Consider the following 17,322-nt stretch of genomic DNA (forward strand, 5'->3'; position numbering starts at 1 on the left):
GGGCCGCTACCACCCTCGTACGACGTGCGTCAGGTGGGAATGTCGCCGCCGATCACGCCGCCGGGCACCGTCTTCGGGAATTCGCCGAGTAGTTCGTCGGTGTTCTCCTGCGTGATCAGATAGTCGGGGATCTTGTGCTCCTCGTCGTCCTCCGACTTGCCGCGAGCACCCGCCCCGGGCACGCCCATACCGGATGCGCCTGCCGCTCCGCGCGCCGCGGTCGCTGCAGCGGCGGCCGGGGTGGGCGAGGTGCCGGAGGTGGTGGGGATGCCGGTGCCCGGGATGCTGCGGCCTGGTTGAGGTGTGGTGCTCGGTGAACCAGGGGAGCCGGGGGTACCCGAGGTGCGCGGGCTGCCTGGGGTGCCTGGGGTGCCCGGGGTGTACGGCGTGCCGGTACCTGCCGGGACGGTCTTCGCCGGGTCCGTGGTGCTCGGGCTTTGCGTCGACGGTGCGGTGCTGGACGGCGTCTGCGTGCTGCTCGGGGAAGTGGTCGAAGCCGGGTTCGTCTGCTCCCCGGTCTTCGACGGATCGGTCTGCGGCTCGGTAGTCCCCGGTTCGTCGGGCTTCCCGTCACCGTTCGTATCGCCCGGAACCGCGGAGTTCGTCGAACCAGGATCAGTACCAGGAGTTATGGACTGCGAAGGTTGCCCGCTGCTCGTGTTCTCCGCGTTGTAGCCGCCAGGGGGAGGGGCCGGGATGTCGACCGCCTTCGTGGGGCTGGTGGGGGTCGGCAGCACGGGGATCTTGCCGTCGATCTGGCTGAACGGCTTCACGTAATGCTCGTTCATTGCGACGCGTGCCTTCTGCGTCTCTTCCGACTGATCGCTCTGCAAGTCCTTGCGGTTCGGCGGCCACAGCCACGACGTCCACGTGATGATCACCGGATCAGGAATCGCCTTCTTGGTGTTCACGATTGCGGTCGCGGCATCGCGGACGCGGGTATGCAGCTCGGCAAGGGAGGACGTCAGCGTAAGGGCATCGGTCGTATAGTCCTGGATCGACTTCTTCGACGCCTCGGCCGCAGGACCGGACCATGCCTGGGCGATGGAGTTCTGGATCGAGCGAGCAAAAGTATCTACGCCCTGTTCCCAGAGTTGGTGCATCTGCCAGTACCTTTCGGCCTGGTTGATCGCTTCGGTCGTGTCCAGCGGATCGAAGGCGTCCTTGATCTCCGGATGATCCCAACTGTCGGTATGTTCGCCACCGCCTGGAATCCGTGGGGGTTCATATCCGCTCATCGGGCAGTTCCGTCCGGGAGAAGGTATGGGCCGGCTGGGAGTTGGGCAGGGGGTCGTTCCGGCAGGGTCTCGTTCAGCTGAGTGAATGAGGCAGCAAACTCGCTGTCTGCCTGCATCATTCGCTCGCGAGCTGACTTATGGACTTCCTGGATATCCTCGACGATCTTGTAGTGCTGCTCCATGATGGTGTACACATCGTTGCCGTCGGACGCTTGCTTCGCCTTCTGCCTGAATCGGTCTACGACCGTTTGACCGGACACCATGTTTTTCGTCGTCTCGCCGAGACCCCAGCTGTCTTGCCGCGCGATCTGCTCTGCGAGGCTTTGGATTCGCCGAATCACGCGCTTGAAGTACTCGCAGTCGCGATCTATGTAGACGAAGTCCTCTGGCGTCATCTCTACCGTTGCATGACCACCCCGCACGGCATCGAGCAAGTTCGCCATTGGCCGAGGTGTCGTTGTCGTGTCCTCACCCATGTGGTTCCGTCCCTCCCATAATGCAACCGTCCGTGTCGTTAGGCAGTGCTGGGGATTGCCGGTGCAATTTTCTCTGCCAATCCACGCGCCAGGTCACACGTGTTGAGGTGTCCTGTTGCTTTGCCTGATGGTGGGTTGGTGAGATTGAGCTCGAGGCTCCCGCCCGTCATCGCCACATTGACCGTGCACGCGGCATCCGGATGGTCATCGATCTGCCGTGTAGATATCGCGTGCCGACTTCCGATGTCGAACTCGCGGCTATCGGGGAACTTCTTATCGCGGACCATATCTATGGTGATATTGGTTGTTTGGATACTTGCTGCATACCCGTCGGTCTTCGCCCAGAGGCATCCGCGCCATTTGATGCCGCCGTTGGCATTGGAATCGTTGGGCGTCTTGTCCAGGAGCTTTTCGGAATCGAGCACGGACTGAGGGACATCGGTGCAGGCATCGAAGCCAGACGGAACGTCGGCGGCCATCGTGGCTTTCGAAGTGGACGGGCCGTTCGTCTTCGCCGGCCCATCCTCCGAAGGCCCACATCCCCCCACCACGAACACCGCACCCAGCACGAGGACCCCCACCCTCCAAGACTTCGACCTGCGCGTCATCAGATCCTTCGCCTGCCGGTGCCGATTCGGATCGCGCGGGGTCGGACCGGCTTCTCCGCCCCCTGTCAGCTCTCCCTGACGCTACCCACTGCGTCTACCTGCGTGCAAGCGTCCCAGCGCAGGTCGGCAGCCTTTTGGCACCCGCTCCCGAGGCGTTGAGCAGCAGGAGTCCGGAATCCGTGGTGGTGCGGCTCCGGTACTCCTGCTCAGCTCACGGCCGGGGGCAACTTTCAGGTCGCATACTCCACCACGATCGATTTCACGATTGATTTGATGAGTGCCCGGCTGCGCGTCTCGTCGAGCGCGGCGCGCCGCAGGTCGTCGTAGGTCTGCTGGTATCGCCGCACATCGTCGGCTGCTTCGAGGTACTGCGAGTCGAGGTGCCCTTGCAGGTAGACGACCGGTGGTTCGGTGAGATGCGCCGTTGGGTGGCTGGGGAATTCGAGGATCACGAAGGGGCCGACGGCCAGTCCGCCGTAGGCGGTGTCGAGCGGGATCACGCGGATGGAGACGTTGCGTAGGTGTCCGACCCGGGCGAGGTGCCGCAGTTGAGCCGACATCACGGTCCGCCCGCCGATCGGGCGCCGCAGGCTGCACTCGTCGACGATCACCTCCACGCGCAGCGGGTCGGCGGGGCTGGTCAGCCGGAACTTCCGGCGGCCGAGCAGTTCGATCTGCTGTTCGACCGCTTCTTCGGGCAGGCCGGGCGAGCCCGTCTCGAGCAGCGCGCGGTGGTAGTCCGAGGTTTGCAGCAGGCCGGGGATCAATGTCGCGTGGTAGGAAATGGTCCGTGTCGCCGCCTCTTCCAGGCCGAGGAATGTGCCGAGATGCTTCGGGACGGCGTCGCCGTAGGCATGCCACCATTCGCTGCGCCGTGTTTCCCCGGCGAGTTCGAGCAGTATCCCGGTGACGTCTTCGTCCGCCCCGTACACGTGGCACAGCCGCTCGACGAACAATGGATTCAACCGCACCGGCTGCCCGGTCTCCATCCGCCACAGCGTTTGTTTCGCGACACCGATCGAATTTCGGGCGTATTCGGCGGTGACGCCTGACTTTTCGCGCAGTTCGCGCAATTGACGTGCCAGAATGCGGCGGGACAGGGTGGATCCGGTCGGGGTCACGGCAGTTCCCTTTCGTAAGGCTCACTATTGGCCAGGTGTGCAACTGGAACCTCTAGGACGGGAATCCTGGAACTCAGTGAATTTTCTCTTCGCCTCGCTGTCGAGACGTTCCCGCCGATCAATCCCCGGTGCTCTACTGAACGCGCGCCCCGGTCCGTGTCATCGAAGTCCTGAAACCTTATCGGCGACAACGGGTCCAGGTCCACACCGACCGGGCGCACCAAGCGACCGATCGGGGGATTTGACGTTGACCATGTACGACCCGGCGCGGGCCGGGCACCGTTGTGCCTGCGTAGCGGCGAGGACAGTCCGATGAGCGAGGTGCGGGACGCCACCGCGGCGACCGACTGCTCGGGCGTGCAACTGGGGAACCAACTGGGGAACAGCCAGCTGCCCACGAGAAGTGAAGTGCTGCAAGCTTGTCGGGATCCCGCGAGCAACGGCCACCCGTTGCTGCGTGCCGCCGGGGAGTTGACCGCGCTGCATCGGCGTAGATTGATCTTGGCACGCCGAATCACCGGGGAGATCGATGAATACCGTGCTCAGCAGGTCCGCGCCATCGATCGGTGGGTCGCGCCCCGGCTGCCGGTCGCGCACGGCGGCGCCTACCTGCACACCGAGACGATCGGCGCCGTACTCGACCGGTTGGCCCGGCTCACCGCATGTGCCGAAGACGCGCTGGCCGCCGAATCCGATTGGGACATCTGGTTCGCGTGGGAGCGGCTGGCCGAGTTGGCGGTCGGCTACGAAGATCTCGTCGCCGAACTCGCGACCGGCCGGCGTCGCCTGCCGAGCGGATCCTGATCATGAATTGCATTCGCACGGTAACGATTCGGGTTGGCAGTGTCGGGTATTCGTGAACCGATAGAGCGGCGTCTTCCGGTCGGTTAACCTGCCGGAGATCGTTCGATAAGCCGAGGGAGTTGCCGGTGATCGTGGGCGGCAGACGGCAATGGTCGACCGTGGCGGTGATAGGCATGGTTGTCACCGCGTTGTGCGGCTGCGGCACCATCACCACGGGAGACACCGTACAAACCAGCGTGGAAGTCAGCGCTCCGAAAGCCGCGAAGGCCTCGTCGGGTATTCCGGGCTCGGCCGAATTAGCCGCTATCGCACCAGGTACCGGCGATCTCATGGCACGAATACGGGCCACCGATGCGTGCACGCTGTTGAATCGCGATATCGCCCAACGCCTCGGCACATTCCAGAATTTCGACCGTGCCCCCGGTTGGGAGCGCGGCGGCAGCTGGACCGGCTGTGGCATGTCCATCACCGCGGCCGACGATCCGGACGCGATCTACTACTTCAACGTAGAACTCGACAAGCTGTACACCGCCGACAAGCAGGCGCTGGACAAACCCGAGCTGATCAACGGCCGCACCGTCTACCGCAGCGCGGTCAGCGACGACAGCAGGCCCGACGCGTACCGCTGCGATTACCGAATCCCGGCCGACGACACCGGTTTCGCGCACACGGTGACCGTCGCCAAGGTCACCGGCCCGAAAAAGACGCCCGTCCCGTGGTCGCAACCCTGCCAGTTCACCAAGGGTTATCTCGCCGCCACCCTCGACGGACTCGTGGCCCTCCCACCGCGTCCGATCGCCGAACCGACCGGAAGGTCACTGGCGCAACGTGATCCGTGCGCCGCCGAACCCCAGATCAGCGCGCAGTTCCTGGGCTGGAAGATGACCTCGGTCGGCTGGAGCAAGGCCTACAAGTGCGCGATCACCATCGTCCAGCCGGGTGGTTCGCACCGCGTGACCGTCGAGATCTCGTTCGAACGGAACAGTGAGCAGATGGTGAAAACCGGGGAGGTCCTGCGGCTTCCGTCCGGCGTCGACGGCGGCCAATCCATCCAGTACGGCCGCCACCTCACCCTCGACGGTCTCACCGGTACCGAGCTGCGGACCGTCCAATCCACCGACCCCACCCGCCAAAACACCAGCTGCGCAATCACCCTCAACTACCGTCGCGCCGACCCGCCCACCGCCAACAACGCCCACCTCATCCACGTATCGATGAACATCGCCCCCGCCAGCCCACCCTTCCCCTTCGACGCCTGCGCCCAAACCACCCAAATAGTCCCCGCAGTCCTCCGCTCGGTGCCATAGGCGACGCAGCGGTACCGGTCAAGACTGGACGATCATGCGCTCCGGCACCGATCCGCTCAACCAGGTCGAAGCGATCTTCCGCGCAACCGCGCGATAAAGCATGTTTTCGACTCCACTCTCCAGCGAAATAGTCTCCGCTGTCTTGTTCAGCAACACCGTCTGCTCCGCACCGCCCGCATCGACATACGCGTAGCGTACAAACTGGTTGTCTTCGTTGACCTTCCGGATCTCCGCATACAAAGCCATCATTCCCCCAACTGTTTTCGACCGCAGGCCCGTAACCTGCCCTCCACTCAGTGTGCCACGTCGAATTCCGCCAGCCATTCATTGATCACCAGGTCCAGGTGGACCATCACCGCCAGGTTGGTCAGCCGCAATGTGTTTTCCGCACCACCCCAACGGATTTCAGGAAACCGGCCGTCTATCCGGGCAGTGGGCTCGCCGAGAGCGGCAATCAGGGTGGAACTCATCCGGGCGAACGCGTCGTCGATTCCCGCCCAGCCCTCCGCATCGTCAGGGAAGAGCGTGGTCACGGCGACCTCGATGCGCTCTGCGTTCCCAGCTCGGCCGATCACGTCACAAGTGCCGGAACCCAATCCGGCGTCGAACCGAACCCAGTCCGGCGATCTGATCATCGGATCCCGCCATCTGAACACGTCCAGCAGCATGACGAGGTAGTCCATCCGCCACGGCCATTGCAACGAATACAGCTTGTTCGCCAGATCGACGATGTCGTCATCACCCATCACGCGCTGCTCGCAGGGCAGAGCATCGGTACTCGCAGCCGCTGTCGGCTCACCGTAAGCGATGCCGAGGAGCGGCAATTCGACTTTCCGATTGCCCTCACGCTCGTTCCACGTCCGGTAGATCAGCTTTCCCGGCTCCGGTATCCCGAACCCATCGCGCAGCCCGGCCGTGATCCTGGCCGCGAGACGTTCGTAGTCGCTCGACCCGGCCGGCCACGGCAGTTCGAACCACCAGTTGTCACAATGATCGGCATCCGGCTGCCGCCAACCGGCCTCGCCGATAAGACGTCCCCTCGCACCAGCACGAAACTCGGGCTCCAACCAACTATCACCCACCAACTCCGCCCAAATCATGTCGTCGAGCTGGCGGAACTGAGCGGACCGGCACCGTTCCTGCCGCGCCTCGTCCTCACTGATGATGACAACGACGCCGACCGGCAGCGTGGCCAGGTGCTCAACGAGCCCCTCGGTGAACTTCGCCCAACCGGTCATATCAACCCCTGCTCCTGAAGTGCCACGGTCTCATCGTGGACGGCGAGCCATGTATTCGTTACCAGGAACAGCCGGACCGTGGTTTTGAAACAGATCAGTTGAAGGGTGAAATCTGTATCAGCCCAACGTATCTCGGGAATTTCCCCAGGGAGACGGCTTGTCGGACTGCCCAGCGCTTCGGTGATCGCAGATGCCAGGCGGGCGAAGGTGTCGCGCACGAGAGCCTGACCCTCGGCATCTCTGGCGGCACCTGCTGCCACACCTATCTCGATGATCTCTGCTTGCCCATTGCGTCCTTGGATTCCGCCGCTTGCCATCCCTAGTCCGACATCGAGCATTACCGACTGTGGCAGCACTGTCTGAACGTTCCAGCCGAAGGCGGCGGCGAGTTGAGGGACGTCCGCCATCTGCCATGACCAGTCCAACGAGCGCAGTCGGTTGGCTAGTCGGACAACCTCGGTATCGCTCGACGCTCGCCACTCAGTCATGGCAGCACCTTACTTTCGATCGTGACTTCAACGTTCACGCTCCGTACCTCGTTCGCGTGCGCGGTCGAGTTCTAGACCTCGCCCGCGCATTTGCAGCTCTTCAGCTGTCGGCGGGTTACGTACGACTTCATGTGCGGGAACGCCCTGACCCACTCGTGCCAGGTGCATCTCGGCCGCAGACCTGATTGGAAGTCCGTGCTGTATTGATCTTACTGCCCGGGCGAGCCTAGCCGCCTGCGAATCATACGGGACCAACTCCGGTTCTCGTCCAGGCACCTGATAGATAAATGCGGCCTGTTCTCTGTCGAAACCGATGGAATTGTGCTCCAGGCACAGGATGTAGGTCCGCGCATCAAACGATGCTGCCCGGCCACCTGTAAGTCTCAAGGCGGGGTTTTGCTCGACAGTGAGATTGTGCTGCTGGGCGGTTTCTCTGGCGATCGAATCGCGCATCTGTTCCAGGGCTTGGTCGCGTGAGTTATTCACAGCGGCTGTCACATCGAGTGCATGCTCGGGTGTGAGGCCCATCAGTTCGACTGCGCGGGCGGTGGCTGCACGTTCTGCTGCTACCATTCGCTCCAGTGAGTTGTGTGCCTCAACCAACTGGCCCAATCCTGGAACTGCTGATTGCTCGCGGTCCTTCTCTAGCTGTTTGACTTTCTCCGCTGTTTGCTCGAGGAGTGTTTCCCGAGCCTGCCGTTGCGGGTCCTGTGCGTACTGTATTTCCCGCGTGGCTGCAGCCACAAGCTCTCGATCTGCGATCTCGAGCGATGCCGCGACGCTACGGTCACGATCGGCAATTTCAGCTTTCAGCAGATTGGCTGCTGCATCCCTTTGCTCTACGTTTAGATTGAGGTTTTCCAATATGTCGATACCGCGACCGACGCTAGTGCCTTGTAACTGCTCCAAGCTTTTGTAGGCGGCGATTATTTCTCTGCTGTCGCGGCCGAAATCGTGCGCTCGCGCTTCCTTCGCTCTCTCTATGGTTTCGATGATTCGTGTGCGTAGCTCCTCTGTCGTACTGCCCTCTATCGACATTTCCCTGGCGAACTCGACTGCTTGCAGCACAACTTCACGATCGCTGGGGGTCAGAGACTGCAATACGGCTGCTCGATATTGTTGAATTTCGATTTCGATCACTTGTGTGAGCTCACGTGTCTCCACGTCGCGAACCAGCTCCTGCGCGCGAGCCCTATCGATTCCTCCGATGACCTCCAGTGAGAACGGCTGCCCGTCACGCTCGAGGCCGAAGCGCGAAACCATGATCGTTCCGTCACGCGCGACTTGGACTAAGTTGTATTCCACTCGGAGGCTGCCGTCGGCATGAGCGCGAAGTAGCGCATCCCGCGCCTGAAGAATCTGTTGTCCGGCGGGGCCGTTCGGGTCCACGCCGCGAGCTTGCATCTGCTCGGGGGTCTCGGCGAGCAGTCGCAGAAGATTCTTCTCGATAGCGGCAGTGCGCTGGCCGTACTCAGGCGACCCCTGCTGTGCGCGGCCGTGTTCAGTATCTGCCGCGCCCAAGATCGACGATCCGCCTTTGCACTCGTCGATAAGCAAGGTGGCTTCAGGGCTTTCAGTGAATGCGACGATGTCGAAGGTGTCACGTCCGTCTACCGCGCCATCAAAAGGGCTGAGCACAACTACATCGGGCCTGCCGGTCGTGTGAGCGAAACCGCCCAACTCGCCCATGGCCTTCGAAGTTCGCACCATCTCGGTGCCCAGTCTGTTGTACTCGCGCGCATTGTCCCTCATCTCGAGCAGTCGCCCGAGCTTGGCTTGCCGCTCCGAGTCGGTGAGTGACGTGTCGTTTTCGATTCGATCTTGTCGATCCTGGATGATTTCGTTGAGCTTTCGCTCGCTCAACTGATCAATCTTGTCGACTCCGAATTCTTTCATGAGCGACTTGGCCGCCGCGCTCGCCACGGCGCGCTCGGACTCTTGTCGAACCGCCTCCACAGCGAGTTCTTCGAGGCCTCGTCTGATGTTCGGATCCACCACCTCGTAGGGCTCTGCAGGGCCTCTCTCTGAGAGGAATACGATGTCTTCCCGCACCGTCGGGTCGGAGGCCCAGCCTTGGCTGTCCCTCAGTTGGAATGTCCTGTCGCGGTACGTGCCCTCGCGGTCCCCTATGCGATGGAGCTTGCCGTCAAGATCTCGGTACGAGTCGGCGCGGTCCCCCGGTTTGTGTAGCAGTTCGTCCGCGTCGCGGTGCAAATCTGCTGCGGCAGAATGATCGCCGGTCTCTTCGTTGCGGTTGTGACGCTCGCGGGAGTTCTCGGGGCTTGCTGGGACGTCCCTACTTTGTCCCGGGTCGGCAAGAATGCCATCAGCGAAGGGGGTCGGCTGCAGGGAGGTCGTCGAGCGGGCGGTGTTATCGCCCATCGGAGGGCCGGTCGGCGTAGCTAGAACTCGAACTTCGTCCGTTGAGGCCAGATCCCGTCTGGCGAGCGGTTCGCGCACGCCCATGCTGCTGCCCGAGTGCAGACGGGATGGATCGCCGAAGCGTTGGTCCGGTAGTGGAGGGTTCGCTTGTCGATGATCAATTGGTGATGAACTACTGGCTGTGTTTCCGTCGTCGCGAAGACCATGTACTGGATCTCGGTCGGGTCTTCCTGAAGCCAGTCCACCTCTACTAGCCATAGAGGTGGATATACCTGGCGCGCCCTCGGTGGGCGGCCTGTCCGCTTCGCTTCGCTGTAGTCGTCCATGACCTTTCTCATCGGCCAACTCGGGTAGTCGAATACCAGCCCGGTCGATGAATCGATCACCAGCCTCGTGAGTCCGAGCCCCTGCCCTGCTGCTATCTCGCTGTTCGTCAGGATCGGCGAGGCCGCCCAACCGAATTCGAACTGAAGCACCTGATACTGCCGATGGTTTTTGTAGATCTGCGCCAGATACTTCTCCGCTTGCTCCCTGGTCCGAATCGGCTCCAGCACTGAGTACTCCCTGACTCCGAGTGTCGGGCACGCGCGGCCCGGCGACTTCTAGAAGGTGAACGTTCCCCGTTGCGGCCAGGCCCCGTCCGGACTCCGGTTCGCGTGAGCCCAGGCTTTCGTGCGGGCGCACACCGGATGAATCGCGGGGGTGTTCGTTCGCGAGCGGAGCGTCGGCTTGTCGATGATCAGTTGGTGTTGGATGAGCGGTTCCATCGTTGACGTTGCTCGGACCAGGTACTCCACTTCTGTCTGGTCCTCCCGCGTTCGTTCGAAGGTCACCTGCCACTGATGGGGATAGATCTGGCGCCCCATCGGCAGCCGACCTGTCCGTTTCGCTTCGCTGTAGTCGTTCGCTATTTTCGGGTCCGGCCAACTCGGATACTGGAGCACTGCTCCCGTCTCGGAGTCGATCACCATGGTCGCCAGTCCGAGGCCTTGGCCGGCGGTGTTCTCCTCCTGCGTCAAGATCGGAGTGCAGAGCCACCCGTGCTCGAACTGGTTGAGACGGTATCTCCGACCGGGTCCGTAAATCTGCGCCAGGTACTGTTCCACTCGCGCTTTGGTTCGATATTGCTCCGGCATAGGCCGCTCCTTGGTCCGGTGAAATCGGTGTGAACCCTAGCCCGCACGAGTAATCGACCATCCAGCTCGGCGGTAGGTCCGATGTTTCGCCTGACTGTGGATCCCACCAGATAGGCGCGGTAGCTCCGGGCGGATAGACAATGACGGTCGCGTGGCTGCTCTTCGTGACCGGATCACCGTTCGAGTCGTACTCCAATTCGCCGTTCGCGTCACGAGCGTGCCACTGATTGAGGACAAGTGCCGCAGAGCCGGGGCCGAGATTCGCCATCCAGTCGTGGACTGCGTCGAATTGATCCGGGATGGAGAGACCTCGGCCGCTGAAACCGACGAGACCGCTGCCAAGCCATGCAGCGGCTCGTTCGAGTCCCCCGCGCTCACCGCTGCCGTCGTCGATGCTCCCGTCGGGGAGCGTGTCCGGCCATCTCGGAAGGGCCACTTGGGGACGGCCGAAGAAGGACGACAGGGCTGCCAGCGCGTTGTCCAGGCAGTTGTTGCTACGACCTTGAACTCGGGTGCCGCCGTCGTTGATCAGCCGGCCATACGGGTGGGTTCGAGGGTCGGCGCCTCGAATGAACCGGTCCCCGTCTCGTAACGAGTCTTCGACTGCTTCCTGGTACGCCGCGAACTCCAGCTCATCGAGCCGATGATGGTCGATCACTCGGGTGCCGGGGAGGTCGGTGAAGCTGCTCGGGGTGTGTGCCGCGGCGATGTCGTTGCTGATTTGGCGCAGGTCTGCCGCGGTGAGTCCGGGGTGGGTGCCGGGCTCGTTCGAGAGCAGCCCCAACTGCTGACGGATGTTGTTGGCCAAGGTTTCCGGGCGGGCGTGGACCGACCAGTTGCTGAGGTCGCCGGGGGCCTGAGTGACGTTCGCTTGGAGGTGGGCGGTCGAAGGGTCGGTGGTGAAGACGAGGTCGATGAGTAGGCGGTCGCCGTTGAGCAGGCGCGGTGCGGTGTTGAAGGCTTGGTCGGTGGCGCGTTGTGCCGACTCCATCAGGTTCTGGATCTCCAACGGCGAGGCGTAGGGGCCGGGGACGAGATGCACCCGGACGCTGATCACGCTTATGCCGCGGTCGGCGTAGCGCCGCACATCGAACGCCGGCGCGTTGGGGGAGAAGGGATGGCGTGCAGGATGCACCTCGGTGACTCGGTCCGAGTCGGGCCGCTGGTTGCGGAAGTACTCGCGGGCTGCGCGGGCCGGATCCTGTTGATGCTGGGCAGGATTCGATGCGCGGTGCGCCTGCGTCGGTGGCTGGTTCGGTAGGGTTTCGCGACCGGGTCGGCGGGACGGTGGCAGCGATTCCGGGGCGCGGGCGATGAAGTTGTCGACAACGGGGTTGGGGTTGCGGCGAGGTTGGTCGGGGTGGGTTCCGGGCTCGGAATCACGTTGTGCCCGAGCATCACTCGGCTGCGGGGTACCGGTCGGTGCGCCCTCGCGCGGCCACCAGTCGGGTAGTCGAGATTGCCGTTGGTGGAAGTCGGGGTCGAGATGGCTGTAGCCGGACGGCAACGACGAGACACTGGGTTCGGTGTAGTCCGGCGCGCTTCGATTCGGCACCGAATGTGGTTGCGCGAGAGGAGTACTCGGCACGTTCGGGGTGGAATCACGCGGCGCCGCCGAATGCGGTGGGAGCGGAGCGGAACTCGATTCGGTGCCGGTCGGCGTCGCGAGGGTGGTCGCGGACGGATCTACGAGGCGATCACGCCGTTCGGCGGCCAGGTCTTCTCGCGTTTGGCTCTGATCAGGATCTGTCCCGCTGCGGAGCGGAAAATCCCGTCCTCCGGTTGGGCCGTCCGGACGGTGTTGTCCGTCTTGTCGATGATCAGGCTCCGATCGAGGTTGTCCCTCGTCTCCCTGAATCGGTACTCCACCTCGGTCGGGTCGTCCCTGATCTGGTTGAAGTAGATCAGCAGTGCCATCTTCCGCTCCCCGAAGGGTGTCGTATCGCTTGCCGGCTGCGGGATCGTCTGGAGCGGTGTCCGTGGCCGGGGTGCGGTCGGACGGATCAGGATCGCCACGGTCCGACTCGTCCGGACCCGCCGGTGCTTCGGCAGAATCTGTTCGCGCCTGCTCGACCGCGGGCGGACGTTGTGTGCTCGGCGTAGCGGTGGGACTGTTCGGTACCGCACGGCTCGGATCCGCGGTGCTCGGGCTCGTCGGTGTCGTGCGTGCCGAGTCCGGCGGCGCAGGGTTCGGCTGAGGGCGAGCGGGATCCGATGGACGAGCCGGCTCGTAGGACAGCGGTGCCTGCGTTGTGCGGGGACTGCGTGCGGGGTCGGAGATCAGGTTCGTCGGCCCAGAGCTGGTGGGGCCGAGAGGAGCGAGGGGAGGCGCGACAACACGAGGTCCTGGCGCTGGACCAGTCGCCGCCGGTGCCGGGCTCGCCGGTGCTTGTGTCGGATTGGCCGCCTGTGCGGGATTCGCGGACTGCGTGGGAGCCGCTGCATCGGTCGTGGGCACTGTCGCGCGATGCCCGGAGTCGGCAGCGGGCGCGTAGGTCGACGGTGGGCTGATGGTCGGAGCGGACGCGGTGGTAGTGGAGACGGGAGCAGTGGCGTTGGTCGAACTTTCGGCCTGGTGCGGTGCCGAAGCGGCCGTGTCCGACAGCGGCAGGGCCGTTGTCGACGATTCGAACCGATCTGGAGATGGTCCGGGTGTTGCCGGCGCCGGAACATTGTCCGTCGGCGAAGTGGTCGCCTGCGTCGGTTGACCCACAGGCGAATCGGCTGTCGCCGGCTCAGGGCTTTGAGCTGAGACCTGTTGCCCAGCAGGCGAATCAGGCGTCGTGCCGGGGTGCTGGGTTGAGGAGAGCTGCTCGGACGTCGGCGCCGCTGCTTGCGGCGAGTCTGCGGTACTCGAAATCCCCGCGGAGGCGGCAGTATCGGGACCAGCGCCAGTACTCGGCGTGGATGGACTCGAATCCTGGTGACTGGCCGGGTTGTCCGTGGCGATGCCGGATTCGGCGGGTGCGACCCCGTCGGTGACGGACGGGTTTTGCGACAGCGGATTCGTCGCCGATTCAGTGGGCGCCTCCGTCTCCGAGGTGGCTGGTGCGGTCGGATCGGTTCGGGTACCAGCGTTTTCGGACGGCGCCGCGCTCGTGGATTCGTTGTGTTCAGGCGTGGGTGCCTGGTTCGTATCAGCGGAGTTCGCCGGAGACGTGGTGTCCGCGGCGGGGTTGGCGGCCGCAGGCGTCGTGCTGTCCGGCGAGGGAGCGCTCTGCGTTTCGCTCGGTTCAGCTTGTGCGGCGGGCTGCGTGCCTTCGGATTGCTGAGTGCTCGGGGCGGGCGGAGTGTTGCCCAGGTCTTCGATACTCGGATCGGGCGTGGGCGCATCGGTATCGGAGTGGTGGTTGCCCGCCGCGTGGACACCGGCCGGAACACCCTGGGCCGCAGAGGAAGTGATGCTGTCGAGGGTGAGATTGAACGGTTGGTCGGTGAGTGCGGCAGCTGTCGCGGCACCCGCTATTTCGCCCGCGATACCCGTGGTCGCCTCGGTTGTCGCGGCCACGGTGGCGCGGCCGAGCCGACTGGACGCGATATCGGCCGCACCGGAGAGCAACCCCCCGTTGCCGAGGCCGGCACCCACCGCACCGCCCGCGGCACCTGCGGCCGCCGCCACACCGGCGTCCTTCACATCCTGCATGGTGATCTCGTCGCGGTGGCCGATGCCGACCTGCAGAATTTTGGTACCGATCTCCAATCCACCCTCTTCGATGGCTTCGAAGATGGCGCCGTGCAGCGCGGCGCGAGCGGCGGCCTTGGCGGCGGCACGGGTGAGCATTCGAGCGATCAGCTGCTTGATCGCCATGCGAATGGTGATCTGGGTGGCCACTCGCAGAGCGACCGCGCCCGCAGCACTGATCCCGGTCCAGGCGGTGGCCAGCAGTGGGGCCATCTCGATCGCGAAGATGACCATCGTGCCGATGATGACGAGTTTGGTCTGCTCGATATCGGCTGCGCCGTCGCCGATTTGATCGGCGAGCGAGTCGAGATATTTGACCAGGCTCGTCCAAGCGCCTTTCTGACCGGTCAGCTGGTCCCAGTACGCCGCGATGGCCTCGTGGGTTTGGCCATCGATGGCTGCCAACGCCTGCCCGACCGCATGTGCGGCCTCGTCGTCGATTTCGTTGAGTGCCGACGACATCGCCGACCACGCGTCGGACACGCGCCACATCGCGGTCTCATCGCCCTGCGGCCAATCACCCGCACCGACAATCCATTTGGCGACCCACTGCAGGGATTCCGGGATCTCGATGCCCATCAGGGGTTGTTCTGGTTCAGCTGGGCCGCGTTGATCTGATCGCGGTTCTGCAGTTCGTTCGCGGTCGCGACCATCTTGTCGCCGAGCGTGCTCATCGCCTTGCCGAGGCCGTCGACGCCCGCGAGGGCCTTCGGCACACCGGGGGTGTAGTTCTTGGCAAAACTCTGGCCGATTTTGTCGGACCCCCAGCACTCACCCTCGGCCTCGATCACTTGGCGCAGTTTCTGTGCGGCACTGGTGATCTGGTCGGCGACACTGACGAATTCGGTGCGCGTCGCGCGCAGGGCGTCCGGGTCGACACGGAAGTTCGTCACGGGCGGTCCTGCAGATAGGACCGGTTGCGGTAGTACTCGTCCTCGTCTTCCGGCGGCGCGGGCGGCTCCTGCGGCGCGATGGCGGGCTCTGGAAACATCGTGTCGACCAGGTGACGAATACTCGGTGCGCCCGGAACGAGATCGGACAGATCGGGAAGGCCGGCGGCGGCCTGCTGCATCGGAGCTATCGCCTGCTGCGTCGCTGCCAGCGCTTGTCGTGCGGCGGCCTGGACCGCCTCCGTAATGGACTGGCCCAATTTCGCCGGGGTGGACCGCTTGAACGCGGTGGGTTCGACGTGGACCTCGGTGGGAACTCCCGCGGCGTTGCTCACCACACGAACCAGATTGTCCGAGGACCACGCCGTCACCGTGGTGGCCGCCAGCGTGGACTGCGCTTCGGCCAGATCTCGTTGCTGCTGCTCGAAAGTGCCCAGTAGGGAATCGATCTGGTCACGTAGTTCGTCATTGCGTGTGCGCGCGTCGTCGCGGCGTCCGTCATCCACCGGTCTACCCCCCTGATTCGAGATTCGATCCGTTACTCAACACAGACGCGCCGGACCGACGATCGGTTCCACCGAGTTTCAGATTTCATCACCGCGACTCGGTACAGGCAAGCCGTTCCCGTGTCTCTGCAGGCGCGTCGCCCCCGCACCGGCCCCCGGTGTGCGAGCGGGGCGAATCGGGTATAGGCAATTAGACTGGTTAACCAGACGGACCGGGATGCACAGGGTGTTGTGCGATGGGATCGGGTTGTCGGTGGCGTGCCCGAGGACGAAGCGAGGAGGTGGGGCCATGTCGAGCACCGAGGACAGGCGCTTCGAGGTCCTACGCGCGATCGTCGCGGACTACGTGGCGACGAAGGAGCCGATCGGGTCGAAGAGCCTGGTCGAGCGGCACAATCTGGGCGTTTCCAGTGCGACGGTGCGCAACGATATGGCGGTGCTGGAGGCGGAGGGCTACATCACGCAGCCGCACACCAGCTCGGGCCGGATTCCGACGGACAAGGGCTATCGGCAGTTCGTGGACCGGATCGCGGAGGTGAAGCCGCTGTCGGGCGCGGAGCGCCGGGCGATCATGGAGTTCCTGGAGTCGGGCGTCGATCTGGACGATGTGCTGCGTCGCGGGGTGCGGCTGCTGGCGCAGCTGACCAGGCAGGTCGCGGTGGTGCAGTATCCGTCGGTGTCGGTGTCTACGGTGCGGCATATCGAGGTGGTCGCGTTGAATCCGGCGCGGCTGTTGCTCGTGGTGATCACCGACACGGGGCGGGTCGATCAGCGTCTGGTGGAGTTGGGCGCGTTGATCGATGACGAGGACTTGGCCGCGTTGCGCGGCATGCTCGGCGGGGCGATGGACGGCAAGCGGCTGGCCGCGGCGTCGGCCGCGGTGGCGGAGTTGCCCGAGCGGGCGCCGCTGCGTCTGCGGGACGTACTGATCCGGGTGTCGACGGTGCTGGTGGAGACGCTGGTGGAGCATCCGGAGGAACGTCTGGTGCTCGGCGGCACGGCGAACCTGACCCGCAACGCGGCGGACTTCGGGTTCCCGGGCTCGCTGCGTGACGTGCTCGAGGCGCTCGAAGAACAGGTGATTGTGCTCAAACTGCTCGCGGCCGCGCAGCAGCCCGGCACCGTGACCGTGCGGATCGGCGAGGAGACGCAGGTCGAGCAGATGCGCGGCACCTCGGTGGTGTCGACGGGCTACGGCACGGCGAGCACCATTCTGGGCGGCATGGGTGTGCTCGGTCCCACGCGGATGGACTACCCGGGCACGATCGCTTCGGTCGCGGCCGTCGCCCGCTATATCGGTGAGGTCCTCGCCGAACGCTGACGGCTCCGATGCCGCTGCTACCCTCGAACCTTCGGGCGGATAAAGTTGAGTGCATCCGACTAATGCTGGGCATGCGGTTGGCACGGTGAAAGTACCGTCGGGCACTGTCGAGAACGACCAAGGAC

The 17,322-nt window shown here is 64.1% G+C and carries 17 protein-coding genes and 1 pseudogene; 4 read left to right on the forward strand and 14 right to left on the reverse strand.

What is annotated here, in order from left to right; genetic code table 11:
• Window positions 1-29: 29 nt before the first annotated feature.
• The 4 genes from O3I_RS09685 to O3I_RS09695 form a co-directional block, all read right to left on the reverse strand.
• Window positions 30-1,238 (reverse strand): WXG100 family type VII secretion target, encoded by a 1,209-nt coding sequence (locus O3I_RS09685; protein WP_014982728.1) that lies wholly within the window; start codon window positions 1,236-1,238, stop codon window positions 30-32.
• Window positions 1,235-1,714 carry a hypothetical protein gene (locus O3I_RS09690; RefSeq protein WP_141691966.1) on the reverse strand — a complete coding sequence of 160 codons (480 nt, stop codon included), beginning with the start codon at window positions 1,712-1,714 and terminating at the stop codon, window positions 1,235-1,237. Before O3I_RS09690 ends, O3I_RS09685 begins: the two co-directional genes overlap by 4 nt.
• A gap of 38 nt (window positions 1,715-1,752) precedes the next feature.
• A complete protein-coding gene (locus O3I_RS43675; protein WP_237748278.1) occupies window positions 1,753-2,283 on the reverse strand; it encodes a DUF3558 domain-containing protein in 531 nt (176 codons plus the stop codon).
• Between the two features lie 269 nt (window positions 2,284-2,552).
• Window positions 2,553-3,443: a helix-turn-helix domain-containing protein gene (locus tag O3I_RS09695; protein ID WP_014982730.1), complete on the reverse strand. Its 891-nt coding sequence runs from the start codon at window positions 3,441-3,443 to the stop codon at window positions 2,553-2,555.
• Between the two features lie 312 nt (window positions 3,444-3,755).
• Here O3I_RS09695 and O3I_RS09700 point away from each other — a divergent pair, with 312 nt between their 5' ends.
• Both O3I_RS09700 and O3I_RS09705 read left to right on the forward strand, forming a co-directional pair.
• Window positions 3,756-4,247, forward strand: coding sequence for a DUF4254 domain-containing protein (locus O3I_RS09700; protein ID WP_014982731.1), 492 nt, complete (start codon window positions 3,756-3,758; stop codon window positions 4,245-4,247).
• Between the two features lie 329 nt (window positions 4,248-4,576).
• A complete protein-coding gene (locus O3I_RS09705) occupies window positions 4,577-5,554 on the forward strand; it encodes a hypothetical protein (RefSeq protein ID WP_141691965.1) in 978 nt (325 codons plus the stop codon).
• An 18-nt stretch (window positions 5,555-5,572) separates the two neighbouring features.
• On the opposite strand, the gene O3I_RS09710 is transcribed toward O3I_RS09705, so the two are convergent.
• The 8 genes and pseudogenes from O3I_RS09710 to O3I_RS46250 all read right to left on the reverse strand — a co-directional run bounded on the left by O3I_RS09710 (window position 5,573) and on the right by O3I_RS46250 (window position 12,715).
• The gene (locus tag O3I_RS09710; protein WP_014982733.1) at window positions 5,573-5,803 is read right to left on the reverse strand and encodes a hypothetical protein; all 231 of its coding nucleotides are present in this window, start codon (window positions 5,801-5,803) and stop codon (window positions 5,573-5,575) included.
• 44 nt (window positions 5,804-5,847) lie between these two features.
• Window positions 5,848-6,792: a DUF6301 family protein gene (locus O3I_RS45895; protein WP_014982734.1), complete on the reverse strand. Its 945-nt coding sequence runs from the start codon at window positions 6,790-6,792 to the stop codon at window positions 5,848-5,850.
• On the reverse strand, window positions 6,789-7,280 hold the full coding sequence (locus O3I_RS09725) for a DUF6301 family protein (protein WP_014982735.1): 492 nt from the start codon (window positions 7,278-7,280) through the stop codon (window positions 6,789-6,791). Before O3I_RS09725 ends, O3I_RS45895 begins: the two co-directional genes overlap by 4 nt.
• Before the next feature lie 27 nt (window positions 7,281-7,307).
• Window positions 7,308-9,662, reverse strand: a complete 2,355-nt coding sequence (locus tag O3I_RS45440; protein WP_041562516.1) for a hypothetical protein — start codon at window positions 9,660-9,662, stop codon at window positions 7,308-7,310.
• Between the two features lie 20 nt (window positions 9,663-9,682).
• Window positions 9,683-10,216, reverse strand: coding sequence for a hypothetical protein (locus O3I_RS09735; protein ID WP_014982737.1), 534 nt, complete (start codon window positions 10,214-10,216; stop codon window positions 9,683-9,685).
• A 48-nt stretch (window positions 10,217-10,264) separates the two neighbouring features.
• Window positions 10,265-10,798: a hypothetical protein gene (locus O3I_RS09740; RefSeq protein WP_014982738.1), complete on the reverse strand. Its 534-nt coding sequence runs from the start codon at window positions 10,796-10,798 to the stop codon at window positions 10,265-10,267.
• Window positions 10,799-10,898: 100 nt separating this feature from the next.
• Window positions 10,899-11,789: pseudogene (locus O3I_RS47025) on the reverse strand (toxin glutamine deamidase domain-containing protein); the annotation flags it as partial.
• A gap of 695 nt (window positions 11,790-12,484) precedes the next feature.
• Window positions 12,485-12,715 (reverse strand): hypothetical protein, encoded by a 231-nt coding sequence (locus O3I_RS46250; protein WP_041562518.1) that lies wholly within the window; start codon window positions 12,713-12,715, stop codon window positions 12,485-12,487.
• 1,426 nt (window positions 12,716-14,141) lie between these two features.
• Between O3I_RS46250 and O3I_RS46255 the strand changes: the two genes are divergently transcribed.
• Window positions 14,142-15,098: a hypothetical protein gene (locus O3I_RS46255; protein WP_041562520.1), complete on the forward strand. Its 957-nt coding sequence runs from the start codon at window positions 14,142-14,144 to the stop codon at window positions 15,096-15,098.
• Here the strand turns inward: O3I_RS46255 and O3I_RS09765 are convergent.
• A complete protein-coding gene (locus tag O3I_RS09765) occupies window positions 15,059-15,373 on the reverse strand; it encodes a WXG100 family type VII secretion target (RefSeq protein WP_014982742.1) in 315 nt (104 codons plus the stop codon). The two genes, O3I_RS46255 and O3I_RS09765, sit on opposite strands and share 40 nt — an antisense overlap.
• Complete coding sequence (locus tag O3I_RS09770) at window positions 15,370-15,876, reverse strand: YbaB/EbfC family nucleoid-associated protein (RefSeq protein WP_014982743.1); 507 nt, start codon at window positions 15,874-15,876, stop codon at window positions 15,370-15,372. Before O3I_RS09770 ends, O3I_RS09765 begins: the two co-directional genes overlap by 4 nt.
• Window positions 15,877-16,165: 289 nt before the next feature.
• On the opposite strand from O3I_RS09770, the gene hrcA reads away from it, so the two are divergent.
• A complete protein-coding gene (hrcA, locus tag O3I_RS09775; protein ID WP_014982744.1) occupies window positions 16,166-17,197 on the forward strand; it encodes a heat-inducible transcriptional repressor HrcA in 1,032 nt (343 codons plus the stop codon).
• The last annotated feature ends 125 nt before the right edge of the window (window positions 17,198-17,322 follow it).

The organism is Nocardia brasiliensis ATCC 700358, assembly GCF_000250675.2.
Classification (GTDB): Bacteria; Actinomycetota; Actinomycetes; order Mycobacteriales; family Mycobacteriaceae; genus Nocardia; species Nocardia brasiliensis_B.

Excerpts from the sequence above, each read along its gene's own strand:
- O3I_RS45895 (WP_014982734.1), bottom strand. The coding sequence starts at position 6,792 with ATGACCGGTTGGGCGAAGTTCACCGAGGGGCTCGTTGAGCACCTGGCC.
- O3I_RS09725 (WP_014982735.1), bottom strand. The coding sequence starts at position 7,280 with ATGACTGAGTGGCGAGCGTCGAGCGATACCGAGGTTGTCCGACTAGCC.
- O3I_RS09705 (WP_141691965.1), top strand. The coding sequence starts at position 4,577 with ATGGCACGAATACGGGCCACCGATGCGTGCACGCTGTTGAATCGCGAT.
- O3I_RS09685 (WP_014982728.1), bottom strand. The coding sequence starts at position 1,238 with ATGAGCGGATATGAACCCCCACGGATTCCAGGCGGTGGCGAACATACC.
- O3I_RS09690 (WP_141691966.1), bottom strand. The coding sequence starts at position 1,714 with ATGGGTGAGGACACGACAACGACACCTCGGCCAATGGCGAACTTGCTC.
- O3I_RS46250 (WP_041562518.1), bottom strand. The coding sequence starts at position 12,715 with ATGGCACTGCTGATCTACTTCAACCAGATCAGGGACGACCCGACCGAG.
- hrcA (WP_014982744.1), top strand. The coding sequence starts at position 16,166 with ATGTCGAGCACCGAGGACAGGCGCTTCGAGGTCCTACGCGCGATCGTC.
- O3I_RS09740 (WP_014982738.1), bottom strand. The coding sequence starts at position 10,798 with ATGCCGGAGCAATATCGAACCAAAGCGCGAGTGGAACAGTACCTGGCG.
- O3I_RS09700 (WP_014982731.1), top strand. The coding sequence starts at position 3,756 with ATGAGCGAGGTGCGGGACGCCACCGCGGCGACCGACTGCTCGGGCGTG.
- O3I_RS09710 (WP_014982733.1), bottom strand. The coding sequence starts at position 5,803 with ATGATGGCTTTGTATGCGGAGATCCGGAAGGTCAACGAAGACAACCAG.
- O3I_RS45440 (WP_041562516.1), bottom strand. The coding sequence starts at position 9,662 with ATGGGCGATAACACCGCCCGCTCGACGACCTCCCTGCAGCCGACCCCC.